Source organism: Flintibacter muris (genome assembly GCF_943192995.1).
Classification (GTDB): domain Bacteria; phylum Bacillota; class Clostridia; order Oscillospirales; family Oscillospiraceae; genus Lawsonibacter; species Lawsonibacter muris.
Genome location: NZ_CALPCP010000014.1, coordinates 58,148 through 80,747 on the forward strand (window position 1 = coordinate 58,148; position 22,600 = coordinate 80,747).

Genomic DNA, 22,600 nt, shown 5'->3' on the forward strand with positions numbered 1-22,600 from the left:
GCCGTGCAGCCTCCCTCAGAGAGGGAGGCTTTTCATCATTCATAAAGTCACCGGTTCCGGCGCGCCCAGTGGTCACGCCCTACGGGTCTTTCTTAATTAGCTTTCCCAGCAGTCCGCGCCGGGTCTTCCGGATGGCGGCAGCGGGCTTTTTGGCAGTCTTGGGGGCGGCGGGAGGGGCCTTGACCGGCTTGGGCTTGAGGGCGGGCTGGGGTGGTTCGGCCTGGGGCTGCTCCAGCGTCCAATCTCCGGCGTAGGCCTGGTCACAGAAGTGCTCCTGGGCGTTGAAGGGCTCCCCTGACTGCCGGACATAGGCGCCGTCCGGCTGCTGCACCCGGCCCTTGGCGGTGTCCCGCAGCTGGCAGGCGAACATCTCCTCCAGATGGGCCCGGAGCTGGGGGTCCCGAACGGGGACGGCTACCTCCACACGGCGGGTGGTGTTGCGGGTCATAAAGTCGGCGGAGGAGATATACACCTGCCTGCGCTCCTCCGGGCCGAAGATATAGATGCGGGCGTGCTCCAGATAGCGGCCCACAATGCTGTGGACGGCAATATGCTCCGTCAGTCCGGGCAGGCCGCCCACCAGGCAGCAGATGCCCCGGATCACCAGGTCGATTTTCACCCCGGCCTGGGAGGCCTGGATGAGCTTGTCAATAATCAGCTTGTCGGTCAGGCCGTTGAGCTTAAAGCCCAGATAGGCGGGCCTGCCCAGCCGGGCCTGCTCAATCTCCCGGTCGATAAAGGCCAGCACCTTGGGGCGCAGGCAGGCGGGGGCCACCATCAGGTGGCGGCTGTCCTCCACCACCTCGCCCATGGACAGGCAGTTGAACACCTGGGCAGCCTCCGCTCCAATTTCAGGGGAGGCGGTCATCAGGGCGTAGTCGGTGTACAGCCGGACGGTGTCCTCGTTGTAGTTGCCGGTGCCCACCTGGGTGATATACTCCACCTGGTCGTGGTGCATTCGGGTGATGAGCAGCAGCTTGGAGTGGACTTTCAGCCCGTCCAGGCCGTAGATGACCCGGCAGCCGGCCTGCTCCAGCACCCGGGACCAGCCAATGTTGTTCTCCTCGTCAAACCGGGCCCGCAGCTCCACCAGCACCACAATTTCCTTGCCGTTCTCAGCCGCGTCCACCAGGGCCTCCACAATCTTGCTGTTGTGGGCCACCCGGTACAGGGTCATCTTGATGGATACCACCTCAGGGTCCTGGCCGGCCTCCTGGAGCAGCCGCAGCAGGGGGCGGACGCTCTCATAGGGGTAGGTGAGCATCAGGTCCCGTTTTCTGATCTGCTCAGTCATGGGGCGGAGGGGGTCCACGTTGGGGGAGTTCTGGGGCACCCGGCGGGGGTAGAACAGCTGGGGCTTGTCCCGGAGTATGTCCCGCACGGCCCCGAGGAAGGACAGGTCCAGGGGGACGTCGCTGGAGAACAGGTGCTTTTTGGACAGGCCCAGGCAGGCGCACAGGGAGTCCCGCACCGTGTCGGACAGCTTGCCCTGGTACTCCAGCTTGACCGGCTGGAGCCGCTTGCGGCGGCGGATCAGCTTTTCCATGCTCTTGCGGTACTCCTCGGCCAGCATGTCGCTCATCTCAGAGGAGGCCTCGTCCATGTGAATATCGGCGCTGCGCACCAGACGGATCAAAACGGTGCCCTCCACCTTATAGTGGGTGAAAATCTTGGGCAGCAGGCTGGCAATCAGGTCCTCCACCAGGACAAAGCGCCCTCCGTCGCCGGACAGGGGGACCAGACGGCGCAGTACGCCCTCGCCGCAGGGGACAATGCCCATGCGCTCGCTCCCGCTTTTGGTTTTCAGGATGGCCACGGCGTAGATGGCCTTGTTGCGCAAAAAGGGGAAGGGCTGCTTGCGCCCGATAATCTGAGGGGAGAGCAGGGGCAGCACGTTGGAGGTAAAGTACTTCTCTAAAAAAGACTGCTGCTTGTCAGACAGGCTGTGAAAGCGGCAGATTTCCACCCCCTGCTCCCCCAGCTCGGACATAAGGGCCTTACAGACCCGGTCCCGCTGGCAGAGCAGCTCACGGGTGCGCTCCAGCACAGCGGCGGTCTGCTGGGCGGAGGTCAGCCCCGTTTTGTCGTCGGTGGCGGTGAGGTGGAGGGTGTCCATCAGCATGCCCACCCGGACCATATAAAACTCGTCCAGGTTGCTCTGGAAGATGGAGGCGAAGTTCAGCCGCTCACACAGAGGGTTGGCGGGATCCTCCGCTTCCTCCAATACGCGCTTGTTGAATTGGAGCCAGGACAGCTCCCGGTTCACATAACACTGCGCCACAGCGGGCGCGGACTGGTCTTTCATTGTGGATGGCGCCTCCTTTTGTGGTTTACTGCGCTGATATAAATGTACCACCCTTTTCCAAACGGCGCAAGCCCTTTTCACGACTTTTTCTGTTTTTCCGGACCGCGCCAGCTGACAGGTGGGGCCCGCAGGGCAGACTCTCCTTCCGGCTGGAAGCGCGGCCCGCAGAGACAAACGGGCCTGTCTGTAACAGACAGGCGGCCAAAGGCCGCCCCTGCATGTGGCTGCAAAGCTGATGATTACTACAGGCGGTGACTGAGGAAGTTACACAGCATTTTTCCGTGCAAACCCCCTTCGTCACGGCTCCGCCGTGCCATCTCCCTCAAGGAGGTAGGCTTTTGGCGCAAAAAAAACCACGGGCATATGCCCGTGGCGGATCATGGAAGAGCTGACGCATTGCTTTCCCCCTTCCAGGGGGAAGGTGCCCCCAAAGGGGGCGGATGAGGGTGACCCAAGAGGTACATACATTTCCGGGATCCCCCTGGAGGGGAAAGCCTTTTCCTGTTTCCCGGGAAAAGGCTTTGTGGGTTTCAAATTCAGGCCCAGGGATTTTCCGTGGGATAAGGGAGGGCCTTGGGCTGGTTGTAGGCGATATCCTGTACGCCCAGGAACTTGAAGACCTCAAACAGGGCCTTGCCGTAGTGGCCGAAGGCCACCGCCCCGTGGTGGGGGTAGCGCTTCTGAATCAGGACGTGGCGGTAGAACCGGCCCATCTCGGGGATAGCGAACACGCCAATGCCGCCGAAGGAGCGGGTCTTCACGGGGAGCACCTCGCCCTGGGCGATGTAGGCCCGGAGGATCCCATCGCTGTCGCACTGGAGACGGTAGAAGGTGATGTCGCTGGCGGCGATGTCGCCCTCCAGAGTGCCCCGGGTAAAGTCGGGCTCGCTGTCCTTGGGCTCCAGCAGCCGGTGCTGGATGAGCTGGTACTTCACCGCCCGGTCGGCGCACAGCTTGCAGCTGGGGGTGTTGCCGCAGTGGAAGCCCATAAAGGTGTCGGTGAGGGTGTAATCAAACTTGCCCTTGATGTCCTCCTCATAGATGGAGGCGGGGACGGAGTTGTTGATATCAAGGAGGGTGACGGTGTCGCCGGAGACGCACATGCCGATGTACTCGGACAGAGCGCCGTAGATATCCACCTCGCAGGACACGGGGATGCCCCGGCTGACCAGGCGGGAGTTGACATAGCAGGGCTCAAAGCCGAAGGCCTCGGGGAAGGCGGGCCAGCACTTGTCAGCGAAGGCCACGTACTGCCGGGAGCCCTTGTGGGCCTCGGCCCAGTCAAGGAGGGTCAGTTCCAGCTGGGCCATACGCTCGTTCATGTCGGCGTAGTAGCAGCCCTCGCCCATCTCCTTGGCCATGTCGGCGCACACCTCGGGGATGCGGGGGTCGTTGGCGTGGGCCTTGTAGGCCACCAGCAGGTCCAGCTCGGAGTTCTCCTCGATCTCCACGCCGATCTCGTACAGGCCCTTGATGGGGGCGTTGCAGGCGAAGAAGTCCTGGGGCCGGGGGCCAAAGGTGATGATTTTCAGCTGGGACAAGCCAATAAGGGCGCAGGCGATGGGCTTGAACTCGCCGATCATTTTGGCGATGTCCTCGGCGGTACCCACAGGGTACTCGGGGATGAAGGCCTTGAGATGGCGCATCCCCAGATTGTAGGAGCAGTTGAGCATGCCGCAGTAGGCATCCCCCCGGCCGTTGATCAGGTCGCCGTCACCCTCGGCGGCGGCCACGTACATGCAGGGGCCGTCGAAGTTCTTGGCGATGAGGGTCTCGGGGGTCTCGGGGCCGAAGTTGCCCAGGAAGACTACCAGGGCGTTGCAGCCGGCATCCTTCACCTCGGCCACCGCCTTGAGCATGTCCTTCTCGTTCTCCACAGTGGTCTTGCACTCGTAGACGGACAGGCCGTCCTTGGCGCAGGCGGCCACAATGGCGGAGCGGCGGCGCTCAGACAGGTCAATAATGAAGCAGTCCCGGGAGACGGCAATAATGCCCAATTTTACTTCGGGAATGTTGGTCAGCATATAAATTCCTCCTTAAATATCCTTGGAAATGTCGATGTTTTCGCCTTTCAGGCCGGTGTGAGCCCCCTGAGCGGCTTCACTGGACTCCGGATGGGCCAGCAGCCACTTGTTTCGGGCGGTGAGCCACTTGTCCTCCTCGTTGATGGGCGTTGCGCCGGGGACGCCGGTGTTGGTCCCCCGGGGCAGGACTACCGCCACCCGGAATCCTTCCCCCTCGCTGACGTGGCAGGGGGCGTAGTGCAGGGTGGTGGCGTAGACCTCCACCGCCACTCCGGCGGGGACCTTAAAGGCCTTCACCTTGACAGTGTCCAGCACACCGTCCACAATCTCCTCCTGCCTGGCCAGCAGGAGGATGAAGTCGCCAGTGCCCACGTTGACCTCGCTGTCCCGGTGGTACTCCAGGCAGTTGAGCTTGGTGTTCCGGCCCCAGCACATACCAAGCTGGACGGGCATCCCGCCGTAGGCGTTGTTTTGGAACTGGCCGTAGAGACAGGTGGCTTCCAGCACAGGGATGCTGGGCTCGTAGGCCACCCCCGCCTCGGGCAAGGGGATGGTGTTCATGGCGTTGACCAGGCAGGTGGTGTCGTAGCCCTCCAGCACCTTGCCGTAGGGGATAAATTCCGGGTCTTGGATGGAATAAATCTTCATAAAATTACTCCTCGTTATTGCAGGATGGGGAACAGTTCCTTCATTGCGGGGTAAATCTGCTTGAACTGCCGGTAGCGCTCCTCATACCGGGCGGCGATAGCCGGGTCGGGGGAGACAGTCTCGGCGGTATGGACCAGCTTTTTGCAGGCGGCTGCCACCGTGGGGTATAGTCCGCAGGCCACCATGGCCAGCATAGCCCCGCCCATGCCCGGGCCCTGTTCCGACTCGGGGAGGTCCAGCTGGATGTTCAGCACATTGGCCATGATCGTCTTCCACAGGGCGCTCTTGGCCCCGCCGCCGCACAGCTTGCTGCGCTGAATGTGGATTCCCAGCGCCTTTGCCACCTCAAAGCTGTCCCGGATGGCGAAGGCCACCCCCTCCAGCACCGCCTGGGTCAGGTCGGACCGGCTGGTGTCCATGGTCAGGCCGGTGAAGGTGCCCCGGGCGTTGGTGTCGTTGATGGGGGAGCGCTCCCCCATCAGGTAGGGCAGGAAGTAGACATGGTTGTTCCCCAGCTTTTCCGGGGTAATATCCCTCTGCTCCCCGGCGTAGTCCTGGGTCTGGAAAATGTCGTCCATCAGCCACTTGTTGCAGCTGGCGGCGGACAGCATACAGCCCATAAGATGGTAGTGCCCGTCGGCGTGGGCGAAGGCGTGGAGGGCGTTGTTGGGGTCCACGCCGAACTTCTCGCTGGAGATGAAGATGGTGCCCGAGGTGCCCAGGGAGATGTTGCAGGCTCCCTCTCCCACGGTTCCGGTGCCAACAGCGGCGGCGGCGTTGTCCCCCGCTCCGGCGCAGACGATCACTTGTTCAGACAGACCCAACTGTTTGGCTATGTCGGGCTTCAGGGTGCCCACGGCCTCATAGCTCTCAAAGAGCTTGGGCATCTGCCCCTCGGAAATGCCGCAGATATCCAGCATCTCTCTGGACCAGCACTTGTGCTCCACGTCCAGCAGGAGCATGCCGGAAGCGTCGGAGCAGTCGGTGCAGTGGACGCCGGTGAGGACGTAATTGATATAGTCCTTGGGGAGCATGATCTTGTCGATTTTGGCAAAGAGCTCGGGCTCGTTTTCCTTCATCCACAAAATCTTGGGGGCGGTAAAGCCGGCAAAGGCGATGTTGGCGGTGAGCTGGGACAGCTTTTCCCTGCCGATGACGTCGTTGAGGTAGTCCACCTGTTTGGCGGTGCGGCCGTCGTTCCACAAAATGGCGGGACGGAGGACCTTGTCCTCCCCGTCCAGCACCACCAGGCCGTGCATCTGGCCCCCGGCCCCGATTCCCGCCACCTGGGAGGGGTCAAAGCCGGTGAGCAGCTCCGGAATGCCCTCCAGAACGGCTTTTTTCCAGTCCTCCGGGTTCTGCTGGCTCCAGCCTGGCTGGGGGAACTCCAGAGGGTACTCCTTGGAGATGATATTCTTGATGGCCCCCTCCCCGTCCATCAGCAGCAGCTTGACGGCGGAGGTGCCCAGGTCGATTCCGATATACAACATAAGCCTACCTCTTACTTCGCCCCGGACTTGCGGCTGGTGACCACGTCGAAGATGACAGCGATCAGGAGCACGCCGCCCTTGATAACGTACTGCCAGGAGTCGCCCAGGCCCATGATGGACATGCCCATGTTGATTACGCCCAGCAGCAGCGCGCCAATGACCACGCCGCCCACCGTGCCGCTGCCGCCATAAGCGGAGGCGCCGCCGATAAAGCAGGAGCCGATGGCGTCCATCTCAAAGGAGGTGCCGGTGGAGCCGTTGACAGAGCCCACACGAGCGGTACACAGCAGCCCGCACAATCCGGCCAGCAGGCCCATGTTGGCGTAGGCGATAAAGTAGATTTTGTCGGTGTTGATACCGGACAGCTTGGTGGCCTTCTCGTTGCCGCCCACGGCGTAGAAGTACCGGCCAAAGGCGGTTTTGGAGGTGATAAAGTTATAGATCAGGCAGATGGCCAGCACCCACACCAGCATCACGGAGATGCCCCGGTACTGGGCCAGCATCCAGCAGTACCAGAGGATCAGGGCGGCGATCAGGCCGGACTTGGCAAAGTCGGCAAGGGCGCTGTTCTGGTGATAGCCTTTTTTGGAGCGGTCCTTGCGGCTCTTGGCGGTGTTGGCCAAAATCAATACCGCGGCCGCCACGCCCACAATGATGGGGGAGAGCTTGATGGCGCCGTCGTCCAGGCCGGGGATTTTGATGTAAGCGGTAAAGATGTTCAAAAAGGTGGGGTCCTGCACGGCCACGGTCTTGCTGTTGAGCACAAAGCGCCCCAGGCCGCGGAAGATGAACATGCCGCCCAGGGTGGTAATAAAGGGCGGGATGCGGACATAGCCGATCCAGTAGCCCTGCCACACGCCCACCAGCAGACCCAGCACCAGGCACAGCAGAATAACGGGGATGGCGGGCATACCCATATTGGTCACCATCACGGCGGCCACGCCGCCCACCAGGCAGACCACAGAGCCCACAGACAGGTCAATGTTGCCGCCGGTGAGGATACACAGCAGCATGCCGCAGGCCATAACCAGCACGTAGCCGTTTTGCAGCATCAGGTTGGTCATATTCTGGGGGGACAGCAAAACCCCCTTGGTCAGCGCGGAAAACAGAGCAAATACAATCACCAGGGCGATTACCATGGCGTATTTGGTCAAAAACTTTACCAGATTAAATTCGTTTTTCTGAGTCATATTGTTACCCTCCCTATTACGCCTTGTTGGTATCCCGGATGATGTAGCCCATAATGCCCTCCTGAGTGGCGTCCTTGGCGTCCAGCTCGGCCAGCAGGCGGCCCTCGTTCATCACATAGATGCGGTCGCACATGCCCAGCAGCTCAGGCAGCTCAGAGGAGATCATCATCACCGACTTGCCCTGGGCCACCATCTGGTTGATGAGGCTGTATATTTCGTACTTCGCGCCCACGTCAATGCCACGGGTGGGCTCATCCATGATAAGGATGTCGGGCTCGGTGAACATCCACTTGCCCAGCAGGGCCTTCTGCTGGTTGCCGCCGGACAGGTTGCCCACGTTCTGCTCAATGGTGGGGGTCTTGGTGCCCATGTCCTTTGTCATCTGCTCGGCCACGCCAATCTCCTGGTCCCGGTCGATCACGCCGCCCTTGCACACCTTGTCCAGCCGGGCCAGGGTGGTATTAAAGCGGATGGATTCATCCAGAATCAGGCCGTTGGTCTTCCGGTCCTCGGTGACGTAGGCCAATCCATGGCGGATGGCTTCCTGGGGCGTTTTCAGCGTGACCTTTTTACCGCCAATGTACAGCTCTCCGGAGATGCCGGTGCCGTAGCTGCGGCCGAAGATGGACATGGCCAGCTCGGTGCGGCCCGCGCCCTGCAATCCGGAGAAGCCAACAACCTCACCCTTGCGGATATGGAAGGAGATGTTGTCGTCCACCACCCGGTCGGGATACAGGGGGTGGTGAACTGTCCAGTTTTTCACCTCCAGATTGACCTGGTCCTGGACGTTGTGCTCCCGGGTGGGGTAGCGGTCGTCCATGGAGCGGCCCACCATGCCCTTGATAATCCGGTCCTCGCTGAATTCGTCAACTCCCTTTACCAAAGTTTCAATGGTGGAGCCGTCCCGGATGATGGTGGCCTTGTCGGCACAGTAGATGATCTCGTTGAGCTTATGGGTGATGATAATGGAGGTGAGGCCCTCCTTTTTAAATTCCAGCAGCAGGTCCAGCAGCATTTTGGCGTCCTCGTCGTTGAGGGAGGAGGTGGGCTCGTCCAAAATGAGCAGCTTTACCTTTTTGGAAAAGGCCTTGGCGATTTCCACCAGCTGCTGCTTGCCGGTGCCAATGTCCTTTACCAGGGTCTGGGCTGGCTCACGCAGGCCCACCTGGCGCATGTGGCGCTCGGCCTCGCCGTAGGTTTTGTCCCAGTCTATGTAGCCCATGGAATTTTTAATCTCGTTGCCCAGGAACATGTTCTCCCCAATAGACAACAGGGGGATGAGGGCCAGCTCCTGATGGATGATGACAATGCCCACGGCCTCGCTGTCCTTTTGAGTTTTGAACTGGCAGGGCTTGCCCTCGTAAAAGATCTGGCCGGTGTAGCTGCCCACGGGGTAGGTACCGGACAGCACGTTCATCAGGGTGGACTTGCCCGCCCCGTTTTCGCCGATCAGGGCGTGGATTTCACCGGCCTCTACCTTTAAATTGACGTTGTCCAGGGCCTTGACGCCGGGAAATTCCTTGGTGATGGATCTCATTTCCAAAATAGTGTTTGCCAAGCGGTGTTCCTCCTTTCGATGTTCTCCCCAAAATAAGGTGGGCGGGGCGTCCGCCCCGCCCACCAGTTTGCCTTATGACTGAGGGGTTATGCGATTAGCCGTTGGTGGCCTTCAGGTAGCCGTCGTCGCCCACGGTGTAGTAGCCGGGAGTGACCAGCTTCTCTTCCATGTTGTCAGCGGTGACCACGTCGGGCACCAGCAGGAAGGAGGGGCACTTGTTGCCGGGGGTGGTCTCGTAGGAGTCGGTGTCATAGGCGCAGTCGAAGCTCCAGCCGGAGGCGGAGATCAGAGAGGCGTCGATGGTGTCGCCGTTCAGAATGGCCTTGGCCAGGTCCAGGGTGACAACGGCCTCGTTGGCCACGGCCTTGTACACGGTCATGGACTGGGTGCCGTCCTTGATGTTGCGCAGGTTGGCCTCGTCGCCGTCCTGGCCGGTGATGACCACGGAGTTGGAGCCGGCGTAGTCCTGGGTGATGGCCTGGGTTACGCCCAGGGAGGTGGAGTCGTTGGAGCACAGCCAGGCGTCCAGCTGGGAGCCGTCGGAGTAGTAGGAGGCCAGCACGTTCTGGGCACGGTCCAGAGCCACGTCGGTCTGCCACTGGTCGGTGGCCACCTGGTCAAAAGCGGTCTGACCGGACTTTACAATCACCTTGCCGCTGTCGATGTAGGGCTTCATCACGTCCATAGCGCCGTTGAAGAAGTAACCGGCGTTGTTGTCGGCGGGGTCACCGGCGGTGAACTCCATGTTGAAGGGGCCGGCGGCGCTGTCCAGCTGCAGGGCGTCACGGACATACTCGCCCTGGAGCTTGCCCACGGTGTAGTTGTCGAAGGAGACATAGTAGCTGCTGTTGTCGTTCATAATCAGGCGGTCATAGGCGATCACAGGGATGCCGGCGGCGCCCGCGTCATTCATCACGGTGTTCAGGCCGTTGCCGTCGATGGCGGCGATAATCAGCAGATCCACGCCCTGAGACAGCATGTTCTGAATGTCGTTTACCTGCTGCTCATTCTTGTTGTCGGAGTAGGTTACGATAGTGTTGTAGCCGGCGGCCTTGAACTGCTCGTCCAGGTAGGCACCGTCACGGTTCCACCGCTCCAGGGACTTGGTGGGCATGGAGATGCCCACGGTCTTGGCGGAGGTGTCGCCGCCGGTGGAGGGCTGGCTGGAGGCAGGCTGGCTGGTGCCGGCCTGGCTTCCGTTGTTGGGAGTGGAGCTGTTTCCGCCGCCGCAGGCGACAAGGGAGAGGGACATGCAGGCTGCAAGGATCAGTGCCAATGTCTTTTTCATATTCATTTCCTCCTAATGATGATCTGTTCCGGTTTCCCCATCTCTTGGGGAAACCACAGAAGCACGTGCTCCTGTAAACTTAATTCTATAAAGTTATTTTACCAATGTCAATAGTTTTTTGCTTTACCATTGCAATTTTGGCGGTAATGCACGGAAGACAAAGGGGCAAATTGGTGGTTATAACGAAAATCTTTATTTAATCAATAAAACGACTTTTGTTAATGTGGGGCAAAGACGCGTATTTTTCTGATTTTTTCGCAGATTGGAATTGACTGTTTGCAACTTCGTGATACAATATAGTAAAAGACTGGCTAAAAGAGGAGAAGATTTAAATGGAATATGATGCTGGCCTGACTGACCGCCGCCGGCAGACCCGCAGCAATATTTACCGCTATATCTATGACGCCAAGGGCTTCTGCTCCCGGCAGAGCCTGGCCCGGGACCTGGGGCTCAGCCTGCCCACGGTGTATCAAAACCTGTCCAAGCTGATGTCCGCCGGACTGGTCCGGGATTCCGGCGAGCAGCAGTCCACCGGGGGGCGTAAGGCCAGCGGGCTGTCCATTGTGCCCGACGCCCGGGTGGCGGTGGGCATTTCGGTAACGGAGCACCGGCTGCGTATCGCGGCGGCGGACCTGGTGCTCAACGAGCTGGCCTACCAGGAGGTGGACAACGGGCCCATCCACCGCTTTGCCGACATGGGCGGACTGCTGGCCCAGGTACTGGAGGAGTTTCTGGACCGGTTTGCCATTGACCGGGGCCGTCTGCTGGGGGTAGGAATCGCCCTGCCCGCGGTGATGTCCCCCGACAGCCGGTATATCACCGCCGCACCCACCCTGCGGCTGAAGGACACAACCCTGGAGGGGCTGACAGACTCCATCCCCTACCCCACCTATGTGGAAAACGACGCCACCAGCGGCGGCCACGCCGAGTTTTTTGTCCGGGGCAGCGGCCGGAACATGGCCTACCTCTCCCTGGAAAACGGAATCGGGGGGGCCATCCTTGTGGGCGGGGCCCCCTACCTGGGGGACAACCGCCGCAGCGCCGAGTTCGGCCATATGTGCGTGGAGCCGGGAGGACTGCCCTGTACCTGCGGGGCCCAGGGCTGCCTGGAGGCATACTGTTCCCCCCGGCGCATCCGAGGCGCCTTTGGCGTGCCGCTGGAGGAGTTCTTTTCCCAGCTGGAGTGCCGGGGCCCCCGGGCGGGGGAGTATGAGGCCCTGTGGGACAATATGCTGCGCCATCTGGCCATTGGGGTGAATAATATCCACATGGCTCTGGACTGTGATGTGGTGATCGGCGGCGTGTTAAGCGAGTTTCTGTCCCCCTACCTGCCCCGCCTGCGGGAGTATGCCGCCGGAATCAACTTTATCGTGTCTGACGCCGCAAACCTGCACCTGAGCACACTGCGCCGGCATACCGTCTCTCTGGGGGTGGCGCTCCACTTTGTGACAGAATTTTTAGAGCATATTTAGAGAAAATCAGGAAAAATTTGATACCGTCAACACATTTATAAAATGGAGGGTTATGGATGATATTTGTGGAATATCCTAAATGCACCACCTGCCAAAAGGCCCGCAAGTGGCTGGAGAGCCGGGGGGAGGATTTTACCTCCCGGCACATCAAGGAGGAAAATCCCACCCTGGAGGAGCTCAAGCTCTGGTGGGAGCGCAGCGGTTTGCCGCTGAAACGGTTCTTCAACACCAGCGGACAGAAATACAAGGAACTGGGATTGAAGGACAAGCTGCCCAATATGAGCCAGGAGGAGCAGCTGGCCCTTCTGGCCTCAGACGGGATGCTGGTGAAACGGCCCATCCTGGTAGGGGATGATTTTGTCCTGACCGGCTTCCGTGAGGCGGACTGGAGCAAGCTGTTGGACAATTAAAATTTCTGATATTGAATCTGTCGGGGTGGCCGCAGGCCGCCCCCTGCAAGTGACAGCCATTCTGACGTTTGCTGTAATTTCCAAACATCTCCAACACTCTGTTTGTATTGTGAGGGAAAGATTGCGTATACTATCTTTTGCCAGACAGACATAACCCACAACAGAGAAAAGGAGTTTTGAATATGAAGGCAACCGGTATCGTGCGCCGTATCGACGATTATGTTATTATTGGGGACAAAGTCGGAAAGCCTTGAAAACACTGGTGTTTCGCTGATTTTGTCCAACTTCCGCGCGCCGGATAATCGTGGGCAGGAAGGCTTACGGTGAGCTGCAGCCGTATAGAAAGGAGAATAGCAGAACAGGCCCAAAGGGTCAATACCTCCGCAGCCGGCTTTGCCGGCTGCGGGGTATTCTCCTTTCCCCAAATCGTATGGAATAAAACGCTCTGGCTGCTTTTGTCAGCAGCCAGAGCGTTTTGCTTTTCACCACAAAAGAGCGGGAACCAAAGGATCTGTTTTACGCTTTTTTCTTCCCCGCGCCCACCAAAATGTAGACGATAGAGGCCACTGCCAGCAAATAGGGGTAATACAGGCAGGGCATGATCTGGAAGGCGGACAGTACTCCTCCCGAGGCGGAGATGGCCACCAGCATCTGTGCGCCGTAGGGGATGACACCCTGGAACACACAGGAGAAGGTGTCCAGCAGGGAGGCCGACTCCCTGGGTGTGATGTGGTACTCCTCGCTGATCTCCCTGGCAATAGGACCTGCCATCACAATCGCTACGGTGTTATTGGCCGTTGCAATGTCCATAGCCCCCACCAGCAGGCCCACGCCCAGACGTCCGCCCACGCGGCCCCGGAACACCCGGCGGATAAAGGCCAGCAGGGCCTCAAAGCCGCCAAACTCCCGGATCAAGGCGCACATGGCGGACACCAGAACGGTGACCATAATAGTCTCAAACATCCCGGAGGCCCCGGAACCCATGCTGCCCAGCAGGCCCATAAAGTCAATCGTCCCGGTGGGCAGGACAATGGCTACACCAGCCGCAATCCCCACAATCAGCACCACAAATACGTTCAGTCCGGCAATCCCGCCAGCCAGCACCAGCACGTAGGGAATGAGCAGCAGCAGGTTATAGTCCGGAATGTCAATGTGCCCCACCCCGGCGTTGATGGACTGGATCAGAATGACAGCCAGGGTGGCAATGGCGGCGGGCAGGGCGATTTTAAAGTTGGCCCGGAATTTGTCCCGCATTTCACAGCCCTGGGTATTGCAGGCGGCGATGGTAGTATCCGAAATAAAAGACAGGTTGTCACCAAACATGGCTCCACCCATAACAGAACCGACACACAGAGGCAGCGAAAAGCCGGAAACATTGGCCACCGCCGCGGCAATGGGAGTAATCAGGGTGATGGTTCCCACCGAGGTGCCCATAGCGGTGGACACAAAGCAGGCGGCCACAAACAGCACCGCCACCGAGGCCCAGGCCGGAGTGACCGACAGCAGGAAATAGGCCACCGCCTCGGCGCTGCTGCGGCCGGTGACCCCTACGAATACACCGGCCACCAGGAAAATGAGGATCATGGTCATGATATTCTTATCCCCAACCCCCTGAGCCATAACAGCCAGCTTGTCGTCGAACTTCAAGCCTCGGTTTTGCAGACAGGCCACCAGCAGCGCCACCATGAACACCACCACAATAGGGATGTTGTAGAACGCCATCTCAACGCCCAGGCCGTACTCAAAGACCAGTCCCATCCCCAGGTACAGCACCAGGAATACCAGAATGGGTAGCAGGGCAGCCGCATTTTGCTTTGGTTTTTTCTCTCTCAAATCCATAAAGACTCCTCCCTTTTCTCCAGGTTTTTTCTATTTTAGAGTAATTTCCCCGCCGTGTCAATGCGGTTTGAACAAATGGTTGGAGATTTCCTTCACAATCTGTTTAAAGCAGAACTATTTGCTTCTGCGGGCGGCCACAGGCCGCACTTACAACTCTTGTATCAGCAATTTTGAAGCTTGCTGTATATCTGTATAGTTATCTATCCTTTACGCAAAAAGGGGAGCGGCTAAACCAACCGCTCCCTTTCTCTTATTCTGGTCTACGGATAACCTCAAACTGGGCGTTTTTATCGATGAATTCATCAAACAGCACGCCCTTGGACAGCACCTCACGGAATGCCCTCTGCACTCCGTTGATGTCAAACCCGTACCGGCTTACGCCGTAATAGAAATTTTCATAGTGCCGGTTGTCGCCGCAGGAAATCAGCTTGCCGTCCTTTTCGTGGGCCGGTTCCACATCTGTAATTCTGCTGTTCCCGGCGTGCTCCGAATCAATATGAAAGGTCTTGGCCTGAAATCCACTGCCGTTCCAGCCGCACACCAGGCTGAACACATCACATTCACCCTCGGCTGTCATCTCCTGGTATCTTGCGGTAACCCGGTCAAAAACCTCTTCCAGGCTGTCCAGGCAGCCCTCTTTCAAGGTGAAGTCCGGGTTAATATACTCCTGGAACAGATAATAATTATCCTCAATGGCGCCTGACAGGCCGATGATAACATGTTCGTTGATCTTAAAAATCTTTCTGAAATTATGCAGCACTCCGCCGTTGCTCAGATTGAGCCGCTGCTCTCCACAGACAATGACGAACTGGTCACACATAGCAGCTTGGACTAACATAGCCGCTCCCTCCTGAACAGATGGTACTGCCTGGGCAACTGGGCAGTACCGCTTTATGTAAAGACAATCCTACACCTGTACCGGCGCTTCTCCAATAAAAGGATCAATAGCTCGGCGGCCTTGATCCGCATATTTCTAAGGATTTCTTCACCCCTACAGCGCCAAGCTATTAAGCACTACTAACATATCATATTGACTTCTATTTGTCAACAACCCCGCTTCCGCATTCTTCCAAGTGGCAGGTATTGCTCACATTCTTAGATGTACTACAGTTCAACAACTGACTCTTAATTCTTGGCTTTTTTTGCCGATATAATGATAGAAAAAACTGTCGAAACAGGGGAGGAGAAGCGCAATGAACCCATATCCGCCTGACGTACTTCCGGAGCAGGACCAGGAGCAGGCTGACCAGCCCGCAGTTGTCCCGCCCAGGCCCCGGCATCATCAGTCCCCGCCGTCCCGCAGGTCCTCCGGAGGGGGGAACTGGCTGAGCAAGCTGACGCTGGTTGTCTCTCTTCTGGCGCTGATTGTGTCCTGCATTACGCTGTTTCTGATTCTGCGCCCGCCGGCGGAGGAGCCGGAAGAGGAGCCCGCCCCGCCTGTGGAGGAGCCTGTCACCTTCCGGTTTGGCGACAAGGTGCTGACTCCTCTGGAGGGCATGCCTCTCAACCCCTACAACCGAGAGAACTTCTCTGTGGACAGCAGGGGCCGGGTCACCTATGAGAAGGACGGCAAGCGGGCAAAAACCGGAGTGGATGTATCCACCTATCAGAAGGAGATCGACTGGCAGGCGGTGGCGGGAGACGGCATTGACTTTGCCATTCTCCGCCTGGGCTACCGGGGCTATACCGAGGGCGGTCTGTTTATGGACCAGACCTTTGAGACCAACCTTCAGGGTGCCCTGGACGCGGGGCTGGATGTGGGAATCTATTTCTTTTCCCAAGCCATTACCCCCGAGGAGGCGGAGGCCGAGGCATCCTTTGTCCTCAACGCGGTGGAGGGGTATAACATCACCTACCCCATCGCCTTCGACTGGGAGCCCATCACCCCCGGCAGCGGCGCCCGCACAGACAGCCTGGACAACGACACCCTCACCCGGTGCGCCGACGCTTTCTGCGCCAAAATTCAAGAGGCGGGGTGCCAGCCGGCGGTCTACTTCAATCAGAGCCTGGGCTATCTCCGCTATGACCTGCGGGAGCTGACCGGCTATAACCTGTGGCTGGCGGAGTACGACACCAAGCCCGACTTCTACTACCACTTTGACCTGTGGCAGTACACCCACACCGGCCAGGTGGCCGGCATCCAGGGGGATGTGGATCTGGACCTGGACTTGAGATAGGGCCAAAGCACTTGAAAAAAGCTTTTTTCTGCTTACAGCCAATCGTCAGATTTACTGCCGCCTGCCTGTTGCAGGCAGGCCCATTTGCCTCTGCGGGCGGCCGCGGGCCGCCCCTGCAGATCCAGTGTCAGCAATTTTGAAGTTAGCTATAATTACGGCAGCTACAGCAAAAGCGGACCCATCCTGCGGGAAGGGTCCGCTTTTTGTCAGCGCTTGATGTCGTAGTTCATGTTCATCAGGTTGCGGATGGACTCCACGTCGTCGGTAATATTGGCGTCGCCGTGGATGGTATGCTTGATGACGCTGCTGGCCACGGCGAAATTGACCATATCCATGGGCTTGTACCCGTTCATCATGGCGTAGATCAGGCCGCTGGCAAAGGCGTCGCCGCCGCCCACACGGTCCAGGATGTTGAAGGTAAACAGCTTGCTCTCAAAGGTGTGGCCCTGATACCACATGTAGGCCATCAGGCTGTTTTCGCTGCCGCTGTGGGCGTAGCGCACATGGCGGGCGATACATTTCAGATTGGGGTAGCGCTCCACAAAGGCCTGGAAAATCTCGTCCTGCTGCTCATAGCTGGGCTGGAGGGATACGCCGTCCTTCCAGTCGCCCTTGCTGTGGTCGCTCTCGTCCCGCCACAGGTGGTAGGGCTCAATGCCCAGCAGCACGTCCACATAGGGCAGGCACTGGGTGCAGAAGTCCCGGGCCTCTTCCCAGGTCCACAGCTTGCTGCGGAAGTTGCCGTCAAAGCTGACGGTGATGTCCTTCTCCCTGGCCTTTTTCATACAGTCCAGAATGAGCTGGGCGCAGCTGGGGGACAGGGCGGGGGTAATACCGCTGAGGTGGAGCCAGTGGTAGCCCTCCAGAAGGGCGTCCAGGTCCACGGTGGAGAAGTCATACTCGGTGATGGCGCTGTGCCGCCGGTCGTAGGTGACCTTGCTGGGGCGGATGCCGTAGCCTGTCTCCAGATAGTAGGTGCCCAGGCGGTGGGTGGGGGTCTCCTCTCTGCTGCTGAGGATCATGGGAGTGCAGTGGACGTCGTTGGAGCGCAGCATCCGGACGGCGCTCTTCCCCAGGCTGTTGTTGGGAACAACGGAAAAGAAGGTGCTGTCCACCCCCAGGTTGGCCAGGGCCAGAGCAATGTTGGCCTCACTGCCCCCGTAGCTGGCCTCAAAGCTGGTGGCCACCCGAATCTTCTCGTAGTTGGGGGGCGTCAGACGGAGCATGATCTCTCCAATGGTGATAAAACGGGGGGAGCCGGCCAGGGGACGAATGGGGTTTGCATGTTTCATCTTCTGTTCCTCCTGCATATTTGATGGGAAAAATATGGTTTTTGGCTGTACACGGGGGGATAAAAAGTGTATAATCGGAGCGAAGGAGAGAGCCGGATATTTGTAAATTCCCGATACGCTATTATATTCCATCTGCCCGGCTTTGTCCAAGGTTTTTGAGGGAATTTCACAGAAGAGGTTAAAAATATGGATATTCGCTATTCCGCAAGTCCCAACGACGTAAAGCGGTATACCACCCAGGAGCTGAGAGACGAGTTCCTGATTACCGGTTTGTACGTGCCGGACACAGTAAAGGCCACCTATTCCCATGTGGACCGCATGGTGGTAATGGGCATCATGCCGGTGAGCGAGAGGGTACCTATCGACAAGGGGATTGACGTATGGGCCAACTTTGGCACGCGGTATTTTCTGGAGCGCCGGGAGGCGGGTGTGTTCAATCTGGGAGGCCGCGGCTTTATCGAGGTGGACGGCGAGCGCTATGACCTGGGCTATGAGGACTGCCTCTATATCACCAAGGGCGCTGAAAAGGTCTGCTTTGGCAGCGAGGACGGGGCCGATCCCGCCAGATTCTACCTGGTCTCCGCCCCCGCCCACAGGGCGTTTAAAACCACACTGCTTACTATGGACAGCGCCAACCACCGCCCCTGCGGCCAGGCGGAGCTGTCCAACCAGCGGGTCATCAACCAGTTCATCCACCCCGATGTGCTGGAAACCTGCCAGCTCTCCATGGGTCTGACCCGGCTGTCCCCCGGCAGCGTTTGGAATACCATGCCTGCCCACACCCACGAGCGGCGGATGGAGGTATACACCTACTTTGAAATTCCCCAGGATCAGGTGGTGTTCCACATGATGGGCCAGCCTCAAGAGACCCGCCACCTGGTGATGCAGAATTTTGACGCGGTAATCTCCCCCTCCTGGTCCATCCACGCAGGGGCGGGCACCGCCAGCTACACCTTTATCTGGGCCATGGGGGGAGAAAATCAGGCCTTTGACGACATGGACGTGATCCCCACCGCTGATTTGAAATGAGGTAATCGTATGGACATGAAACAGCTCTTTTCCCTGGAGGGAAAAACCGCCCTGGTCACCGGCGGCGCCTACGGAATCGGCTTTGCTATCGCTGAAGCTCTGGCGGCCGCAGGGGCAAAGATTGTCTTCAACTGCCGCAGCCAGTCCAACCTGGACAAGGCCATGGAAAGCTATGAGGCCAAGGGCATCCAGGCCCAGGGTTATATTGCCGACGTCACGGATGAGAAACAGGTGGCGGAGCTGGTGGCCAAAATTGAGGCCGACCTGGGCGGCGTGGACATTCTGGTAAACAACGCCGGCATCATCAAGCGTATTCCCATGGCGGAGATGTCCACCGAGGACTTCCGCCAAGTGGTGGATATCGACCTGGTGGGCCCCTTTATCTGTGCCAAGGCGGTTATCCCCGGAATGCTGAAAAAGGGACATGGCAAAATCATCAACATCTGCTCCATGATGAGTGAGCTGGGCCGGGAGACCGTCTCCGCCTACGCTTCCGCCAAGGGCGGGCTGAAGATGCTCACCCGGAATATCTGCGCCGAGTACGGCGGAGCCAATATCCAGTGCAACGGTATCGGCCCAGGCTACATTGCCACCCCCCAAACCGCCCCCCTCCGGGAGCGCCAGCCCGACGGCAGCCGCCACCCCTTCGATCAGTTCATCATCTCCAAAACCCCCGCCGCCCGCTGGGGCGAGCCGGAGGACCTGATGGGCCCGGCGGTATTCCTGGCTTCCGACGCCTCCAACTTTGTCAACGGCCACATCCTCTATGTGGACGGCGGCATTCTGGCCTATATCGGCAAACAGCCGTGACACAGCGCTCTTTCCACAGCGGGGACTTCGCCGGCGGGCGGAGTCCCTGGCTTTTTCCGGTATACTAGTAGACAAATCGCCGCAGTTGTGCTAAAGTAAAGACAATGTGCCCAAACAAGTCCGTCACGGATATAGGAGTCTGTATGAAACTGTTAGAACGCCTGCCCCGGGAGAGCGGCCGGGACTATGCTCTGCGCAACATCAAAGAGAATATTATCAATCTGGAGCTGGCCCCCGGCAGTCAGATCAGCGAGAATGAGCTGGCCGCCGAGATGGGCCTGTCCCGCACTCCGGTGCGGGAGGCCCTGATTGAGCTGTCCAAGGTGGAGATTGTGGAGATTCACCCCCAGCGCAAAAGTACAGTCCCCCTTATCAATTCCGAGCTGGTGGAGGAGTCCCGCTTTATGCGCAATCTGCTGGAGTGCGCTGTGGTGGAGCTGGTGTGTGAGATGGCCGGCCCCATGGATATCGAGCGTCTCAACGCCAATATCCGCCTGCAAAGCTTCTATCTGGACGGCACCTACACCAATGAGCTCATGGCCTTGGACAATCAGTTTCATGGCATGCTGTTTGAGATTGCCAAAAAGTCCCGGGTGTTTCAGCTGATCCAGAATATCGCCATCCACTTTGACCGGGTGCGGGGGATGGCCCTGTCCTCGGTAAAGGACCTGAAGGTGGTCCAGGACCACCAGGATCTGGTAGATCTGATTTGCCGGAAGGACGCCAAAGGGGCCCAGGAGCTGATGACCCTTCACCTGAACCGTTACAAAATTGATTTACCCACCATCCGGGCGGCATATCCGCAGTATTTTAAGTGAAATGTTCAGATTTTTGGGGAGTTTCCCCTGGTATACAGTATAAGCGCCGGCCCTCCTTTCCGGGGAGGGCCGGCTGCCGTCTGTTCAGAAGCTGAGAATTTCCTCCCAGATATCCTGGGCAATTTCGTCCACCAGTCCGAAATCCACATGGGGGTTGTAGATGGCTTCCAGATCATCGTGCATAGCCTTGGCCTGGGCCAGGGAGGATACCGCCTCCTCCACAAGGGCGGCGGATACCTTTCTGGCAAACCGAAGCCGGGGCCGGCTGCGCCGCAGGGCCTCCCCATCTGCCGCCGCTTCCAGGCGGATACGGCGGTAGGGCGCTGTCGGAAGGGGCAGACCGGCGGAGACAGTGAGGAAAGCCAGCCCTAACCGGGGCACCAGCAGATGAGCCAGACGGTCGGGCGCCATGGGGTCGGGACAGGCTACCACGTCATAGCCGTTGGCCGTCACCCCGGCCAGCAGATGAATGAGCAGTTCGTGGGCCAGCCCGCAGATGTCCGTCAGGGCATACACCCGCCCGCACTGGGCCAGGGCGGTGTCGTACAGGCATACAGGCCCCTGGTGGGTGATTGCGCCCAGAAAGCGCAGCTTGACCCGTCCAGACGCCTCGGCTTTCCGCCGGGGGACTTCCCGGGTGAGAATGCCGCGGGCCCGCTTGGCCAGCTTTTGGGACAGAGCGTCGGTGAGCAGCACGGAGCGCTGGTCTTCCATAATCTCCGCCGCCGCCCCCAAACAGCGGTAGGCCCGCTGATAGCAGCCCTTGTAACCAACCATGCAGTCCATAATCTCCTTGCGCAGCGGCCAAAGAAACTCTTTGTTGTAACAGTCCCCCATATTCACATAACGCTCCACCGCACCAGGATATTTGGGCTCCACCACGTGGGGCGCGGTGCCGTAAGAACACTTTTGGGGGACAAGCTATTGAAAAAATAAAGCGTGACTGCTCATTTTTACAACCAAATAGAGAGAGCTAAAAACACTTTATGACTTGGTCAAATCTGTGGTTCTTTACGGATGACGGAATCCGGGGAACTACTTTCAAGCGTCCGGGGCTGGACGCTATGTTAGACGAAATCCGGGCGGGGAACGTGGCAACGGTTATCATCAAAGACCAGAGCCGAATCGGGCGTGACGTGGTTGAAGTGGGGCTATTAAAGCGCACCTTTGACGAGTACCATGTGCGTTTTATTGCCGCAAATGACAACCTTGACACCGCCAACGGCTTTGATATTATGTCTATCTTCCGTGACGTGATAAACGAGTGGTACGTTGCCGACACCAGCCGCAAAATCAAGGCTGTTTTCAAGTCCAGAATGGAAAAGGGCTTGCGCTGTTCGGGCAGTGTCTGCTATGACACTGCCATGCGTGAGCCTTTTAATATATACGTCTGCCTGTTTTTTATCTGGTCAGCATTGGCACTGGTTTTATTTGTCCATAAGATAACGGTTTATCAAGGCTTTATCCAATACATCAAAGCAGGAAATAAAGAGGTATCGGATATAAAGATTTTGAATCTGCTATCTGATTGTGAAGAAAAACTGAATATTAACACAAGAGTGGAACTATCCTGTAATCCGTTGATTGCTTCCCCTATGCTGATTGGTTTCTTTCGTCCAAGAATCATTTTACCTGTTGGGGAATTAGAAGATAAAGAACTGAAAAGAAGATACACTTTTTCTTGTTCCCTACTTGACATTACCAAAAGGCACCAACCACATACCACTAGACACCAAGATTTTGTCCATTCTCATTTCCTTAAAACACCAGAAAAGTTATGAAAAAGTCCTGAAACCCTTGATATTACAGTGTTCCTAATAGGAGCCATTCATATGAGAGACAATGAAAGCAAAACTGTCTCTCATAAGTTAGATACTCGTAAGACAGTATTAGATTTGTTTTTTGGAAACGGCGTAGCGTTGGCTATGCCGTTTCTCCGTTTTGTAAGTCGTTCAGCAGGGACGCGGGGAGTATTCCCACAAGGTCATAGGATATGTCAATCTGCTGTTCCCTGTGTCCGTTTGAAGTGTCCGGCATATGGACGTAAACTGCTTTCACCATGTCATTCAATACGGCGGGTGTCAGTTCGTCCATGTCAAGATACTCATGTACCTTACTAATGAACCGTTCAATGTTCTCTGCCTGTTCTTCCTGTCGGTTAATTTCTTCATTTAGAAGCTGTACCAATAGATAAAAAGGTGCTATAATGAGGGTATGATACAGAAAAATGAGAGACGCAGGTATGCGAGC

Annotated in this window: 19 protein-coding genes; 7 read left to right on the top strand and 12 right to left on the bottom strand. The window is 58.0% G+C overall.

Translation table 11 applies throughout. The features are described 5' to 3' along the window. Nucleotides 1–79: 79 nt before the first annotated feature. From ppk1 to NFS22_RS12305, 7 genes are all read right to left on the bottom strand, one after another. On the bottom strand, nucleotides 80–2,305 hold the full coding sequence (gene ppk1, locus NFS22_RS12275; protein WP_251318046.1) for a polyphosphate kinase 1: 2,226 nt from the start codon (nucleotides 2,303–2,305) through the stop codon (nucleotides 80–82). A 536-nt stretch (nucleotides 2,306–2,841) separates the two neighbouring features. Next, the gene (locus NFS22_RS12280) at nucleotides 2,842–4,326 is read right to left on the bottom strand and encodes an L-fucose/L-arabinose isomerase family protein (RefSeq protein WP_251318066.1); all 1,485 of its coding nucleotides are present in this window, start codon (nucleotides 4,324–4,326) and stop codon (nucleotides 2,842–2,844) included. Nucleotides 4,327–4,341: 15 nt separating this feature from the next. Beyond that, nucleotides 4,342–4,977 (bottom strand): DUF4867 family protein, encoded by a 636-nt coding sequence (locus tag NFS22_RS12285; RefSeq protein ID WP_251318047.1) that lies wholly within the window; start codon nucleotides 4,975–4,977, stop codon nucleotides 4,342–4,344. A gap of 14 nt (nucleotides 4,978–4,991) precedes the next feature. Next, the gene (gene xylB, locus NFS22_RS12290; RefSeq protein WP_251318048.1) at nucleotides 4,992–6,467 is read right to left on the bottom strand and encodes a xylulokinase; all 1,476 of its coding nucleotides are present in this window, start codon (nucleotides 6,465–6,467) and stop codon (nucleotides 4,992–4,994) included. An 11-nt stretch (nucleotides 6,468–6,478) separates the two neighbouring features. Next, nucleotides 6,479–7,657, bottom strand: coding sequence for a sugar ABC transporter permease (locus NFS22_RS12295; protein WP_251318049.1), 1,179 nt, complete (start codon nucleotides 7,655–7,657; stop codon nucleotides 6,479–6,481). A 16-nt stretch (nucleotides 7,658–7,673) separates the two neighbouring features. Then, the gene (locus NFS22_RS12300) at nucleotides 7,674–9,215 is read right to left on the bottom strand and encodes a sugar ABC transporter ATP-binding protein (RefSeq protein WP_251318050.1); all 1,542 of its coding nucleotides are present in this window, start codon (nucleotides 9,213–9,215) and stop codon (nucleotides 7,674–7,676) included. Nucleotides 9,216–9,309: 94 nt separating this feature from the next. After that, the gene (locus NFS22_RS12305) at nucleotides 9,310–10,503 is read right to left on the bottom strand and encodes a substrate-binding domain-containing protein (RefSeq protein ID WP_338147969.1); all 1,194 of its coding nucleotides are present in this window, start codon (nucleotides 10,501–10,503) and stop codon (nucleotides 9,310–9,312) included. A gap of 332 nt (nucleotides 10,504–10,835) precedes the next feature. On the opposite strand from NFS22_RS12305, the gene NFS22_RS12310 reads away from it, so the two are divergent. Then, nucleotides 10,836–11,975: an ROK family transcriptional regulator gene (locus tag NFS22_RS12310; protein WP_251318052.1), complete on the top strand. Its 1,140-nt coding sequence runs from the start codon at nucleotides 10,836–10,838 to the stop codon at nucleotides 11,973–11,975. A gap of 56 nt (nucleotides 11,976–12,031) precedes the next feature. Then, nucleotides 12,032–12,385 (top strand): arsenate reductase family protein, encoded by a 354-nt coding sequence (locus NFS22_RS12315; protein WP_251318053.1) that lies wholly within the window; start codon nucleotides 12,032–12,034, stop codon nucleotides 12,383–12,385. 516 nt (nucleotides 12,386–12,901) lie between these two features. On the opposite strand, the gene NFS22_RS12320 is transcribed toward NFS22_RS12315, so the two are convergent. Both NFS22_RS12320 and NFS22_RS12325 read right to left on the bottom strand, forming a co-directional pair. Then, on the bottom strand, nucleotides 12,902–14,224 hold the full coding sequence (locus NFS22_RS12320; protein WP_251318054.1) for a Na+/H+ antiporter NhaC family protein: 1,323 nt from the start codon (nucleotides 14,222–14,224) through the stop codon (nucleotides 12,902–12,904). A 250-nt stretch (nucleotides 14,225–14,474) separates the two neighbouring features. Beyond that, nucleotides 14,475–15,062, bottom strand: coding sequence for an Ntn hydrolase family protein (locus NFS22_RS12325; protein WP_251318055.1), 588 nt, complete (start codon nucleotides 15,060–15,062; stop codon nucleotides 14,475–14,477). Nucleotides 15,063–15,417: 355 nt separating this feature from the next. Between NFS22_RS12325 and NFS22_RS12330 the strand changes: the two genes are divergently transcribed. Then, entirely contained in the window at nucleotides 15,418–16,401 is a 984-nt protein-coding gene (locus tag NFS22_RS12330) for a glycoside hydrolase family 25 protein (protein WP_251318056.1), read from the top strand. A gap of 206 nt (nucleotides 16,402–16,607) precedes the next feature. On the opposite strand, the gene NFS22_RS12335 is transcribed toward NFS22_RS12330, so the two are convergent. After that, nucleotides 16,608–17,693 (bottom strand): sugar kinase, encoded by a 1,086-nt coding sequence (locus NFS22_RS12335; protein ID WP_251318057.1) that lies wholly within the window; start codon nucleotides 17,691–17,693, stop codon nucleotides 16,608–16,610. A 186-nt stretch (nucleotides 17,694–17,879) separates the two neighbouring features. Here NFS22_RS12335 and kduI point away from each other — a divergent pair, with 186 nt between their 5' ends. The 3 genes from kduI (at nucleotide 17,880) to NFS22_RS12350 (ending at nucleotide 20,350) form a co-directional block, all read left to right on the top strand. Continuing rightward, nucleotides 17,880–18,722, top strand: coding sequence for a 5-dehydro-4-deoxy-D-glucuronate isomerase (gene kduI / locus NFS22_RS12340; RefSeq protein ID WP_251318058.1), 843 nt, complete (start codon nucleotides 17,880–17,882; stop codon nucleotides 18,720–18,722). Nucleotides 18,723–18,731: 9 nt separating this feature from the next. Then, entirely contained in the window at nucleotides 18,732–19,532 is an 801-nt protein-coding gene (locus NFS22_RS12345) for a gluconate 5-dehydrogenase (protein WP_251318059.1), read from the top strand. A 143-nt stretch (nucleotides 19,533–19,675) separates the two neighbouring features. Next, nucleotides 19,676–20,350, top strand: coding sequence for a GntR family transcriptional regulator (locus NFS22_RS12350; RefSeq protein ID WP_251318060.1), 675 nt, complete (start codon nucleotides 19,676–19,678; stop codon nucleotides 20,348–20,350). Nucleotides 20,351–20,434: 84 nt separating this feature from the next. Here NFS22_RS12350 and NFS22_RS12355 read toward each other — a convergent pair whose 3' ends face one another. Beyond that, the gene (locus NFS22_RS12355) at nucleotides 20,435–21,136 is read right to left on the bottom strand and encodes a hypothetical protein (RefSeq protein WP_251318061.1); all 702 of its coding nucleotides are present in this window, start codon (nucleotides 21,134–21,136) and stop codon (nucleotides 20,435–20,437) included. A 200-nt stretch (nucleotides 21,137–21,336) separates the two neighbouring features. Between NFS22_RS12355 and NFS22_RS12360 the strand changes: the two genes are divergently transcribed. After that, on the top strand, nucleotides 21,337–22,131 hold the full coding sequence (locus NFS22_RS12360; protein ID WP_277614769.1) for a recombinase family protein: 795 nt from the start codon (nucleotides 21,337–21,339) through the stop codon (nucleotides 22,129–22,131). Between the two features lie 142 nt (nucleotides 22,132–22,273). Here NFS22_RS12360 and NFS22_RS12365 read toward each other — a convergent pair. After that, the coding region (locus NFS22_RS12365; protein WP_251318063.1) for a DUF4368 domain-containing protein at nucleotides 22,274–22,600 on the bottom strand (327 nt) is incomplete at its 5' end.

Bases quoted from the DNA above. Each gene is read 5' to 3' on its own strand.
- NFS22_RS12295 (WP_251318049.1), bottom strand. From the start codon at position 7,657: ATGACTCAGAAAAACGAATTTAATCTGGTAAAGTTTTTGACCAAATAC.
- NFS22_RS12305 (WP_338147969.1), bottom strand. From the start codon at position 10,503: ATGAAAAAGACATTGGCACTGATCCTTGCAGCCTGCATGTCCCTCTCC.
- NFS22_RS12285 (WP_251318047.1), bottom strand. From the start codon at position 4,977: ATGAAGATTTATTCCATCCAAGACCCGGAATTTATCCCCTACGGCAAG.
- NFS22_RS12325 (WP_251318055.1), bottom strand. From the start codon at position 15,062: ATGTTAGTCCAAGCTGCTATGTGTGACCAGTTCGTCATTGTCTGTGGA.
- NFS22_RS12345 (WP_251318059.1), top strand. From the start codon at position 18,732: ATGGACATGAAACAGCTCTTTTCCCTGGAGGGAAAAACCGCCCTGGTC.
- kduI (WP_251318058.1), top strand. From the start codon at position 17,880: ATGGATATTCGCTATTCCGCAAGTCCCAACGACGTAAAGCGGTATACC.
- xylB (WP_251318048.1), bottom strand. From the start codon at position 6,467: ATGTTGTATATCGGAATCGACCTGGGCACCTCCGCCGTCAAGCTGCTG.
- NFS22_RS12330 (WP_251318056.1), top strand. From the start codon at position 15,418: ATGAACCCATATCCGCCTGACGTACTTCCGGAGCAGGACCAGGAGCAG.
- NFS22_RS12320 (WP_251318054.1), bottom strand. From the start codon at position 14,224: ATGGATTTGAGAGAGAAAAAACCAAAGCAAAATGCGGCTGCCCTGCTA.
- NFS22_RS12310 (WP_251318052.1), top strand. From the start codon at position 10,836: ATGGAATATGATGCTGGCCTGACTGACCGCCGCCGGCAGACCCGCAGC.
- NFS22_RS12315 (WP_251318053.1), top strand. From the start codon at position 12,032: ATGATATTTGTGGAATATCCTAAATGCACCACCTGCCAAAAGGCCCGC.
- NFS22_RS12335 (WP_251318057.1), bottom strand. From the start codon at position 17,693: ATGAAACATGCAAACCCCATTCGTCCCCTGGCCGGCTCCCCCCGTTTT.
- NFS22_RS12360 (WP_277614769.1), top strand. From the start codon at position 21,337: ATGACTTGGTCAAATCTGTGGTTCTTTACGGATGACGGAATCCGGGGA.
- ppk1 (WP_251318046.1), bottom strand. From the start codon at position 2,305: ATGAAAGACCAGTCCGCGCCCGCTGTGGCGCAGTGTTATGTGAACCGG.
- NFS22_RS12350 (WP_251318060.1), top strand. From the start codon at position 19,676: ATGAAACTGTTAGAACGCCTGCCCCGGGAGAGCGGCCGGGACTATGCT.
- NFS22_RS12355 (WP_251318061.1), bottom strand. From the start codon at position 21,136: ATGGACTGCATGGTTGGTTACAAGGGCTGCTATCAGCGGGCCTACCGC.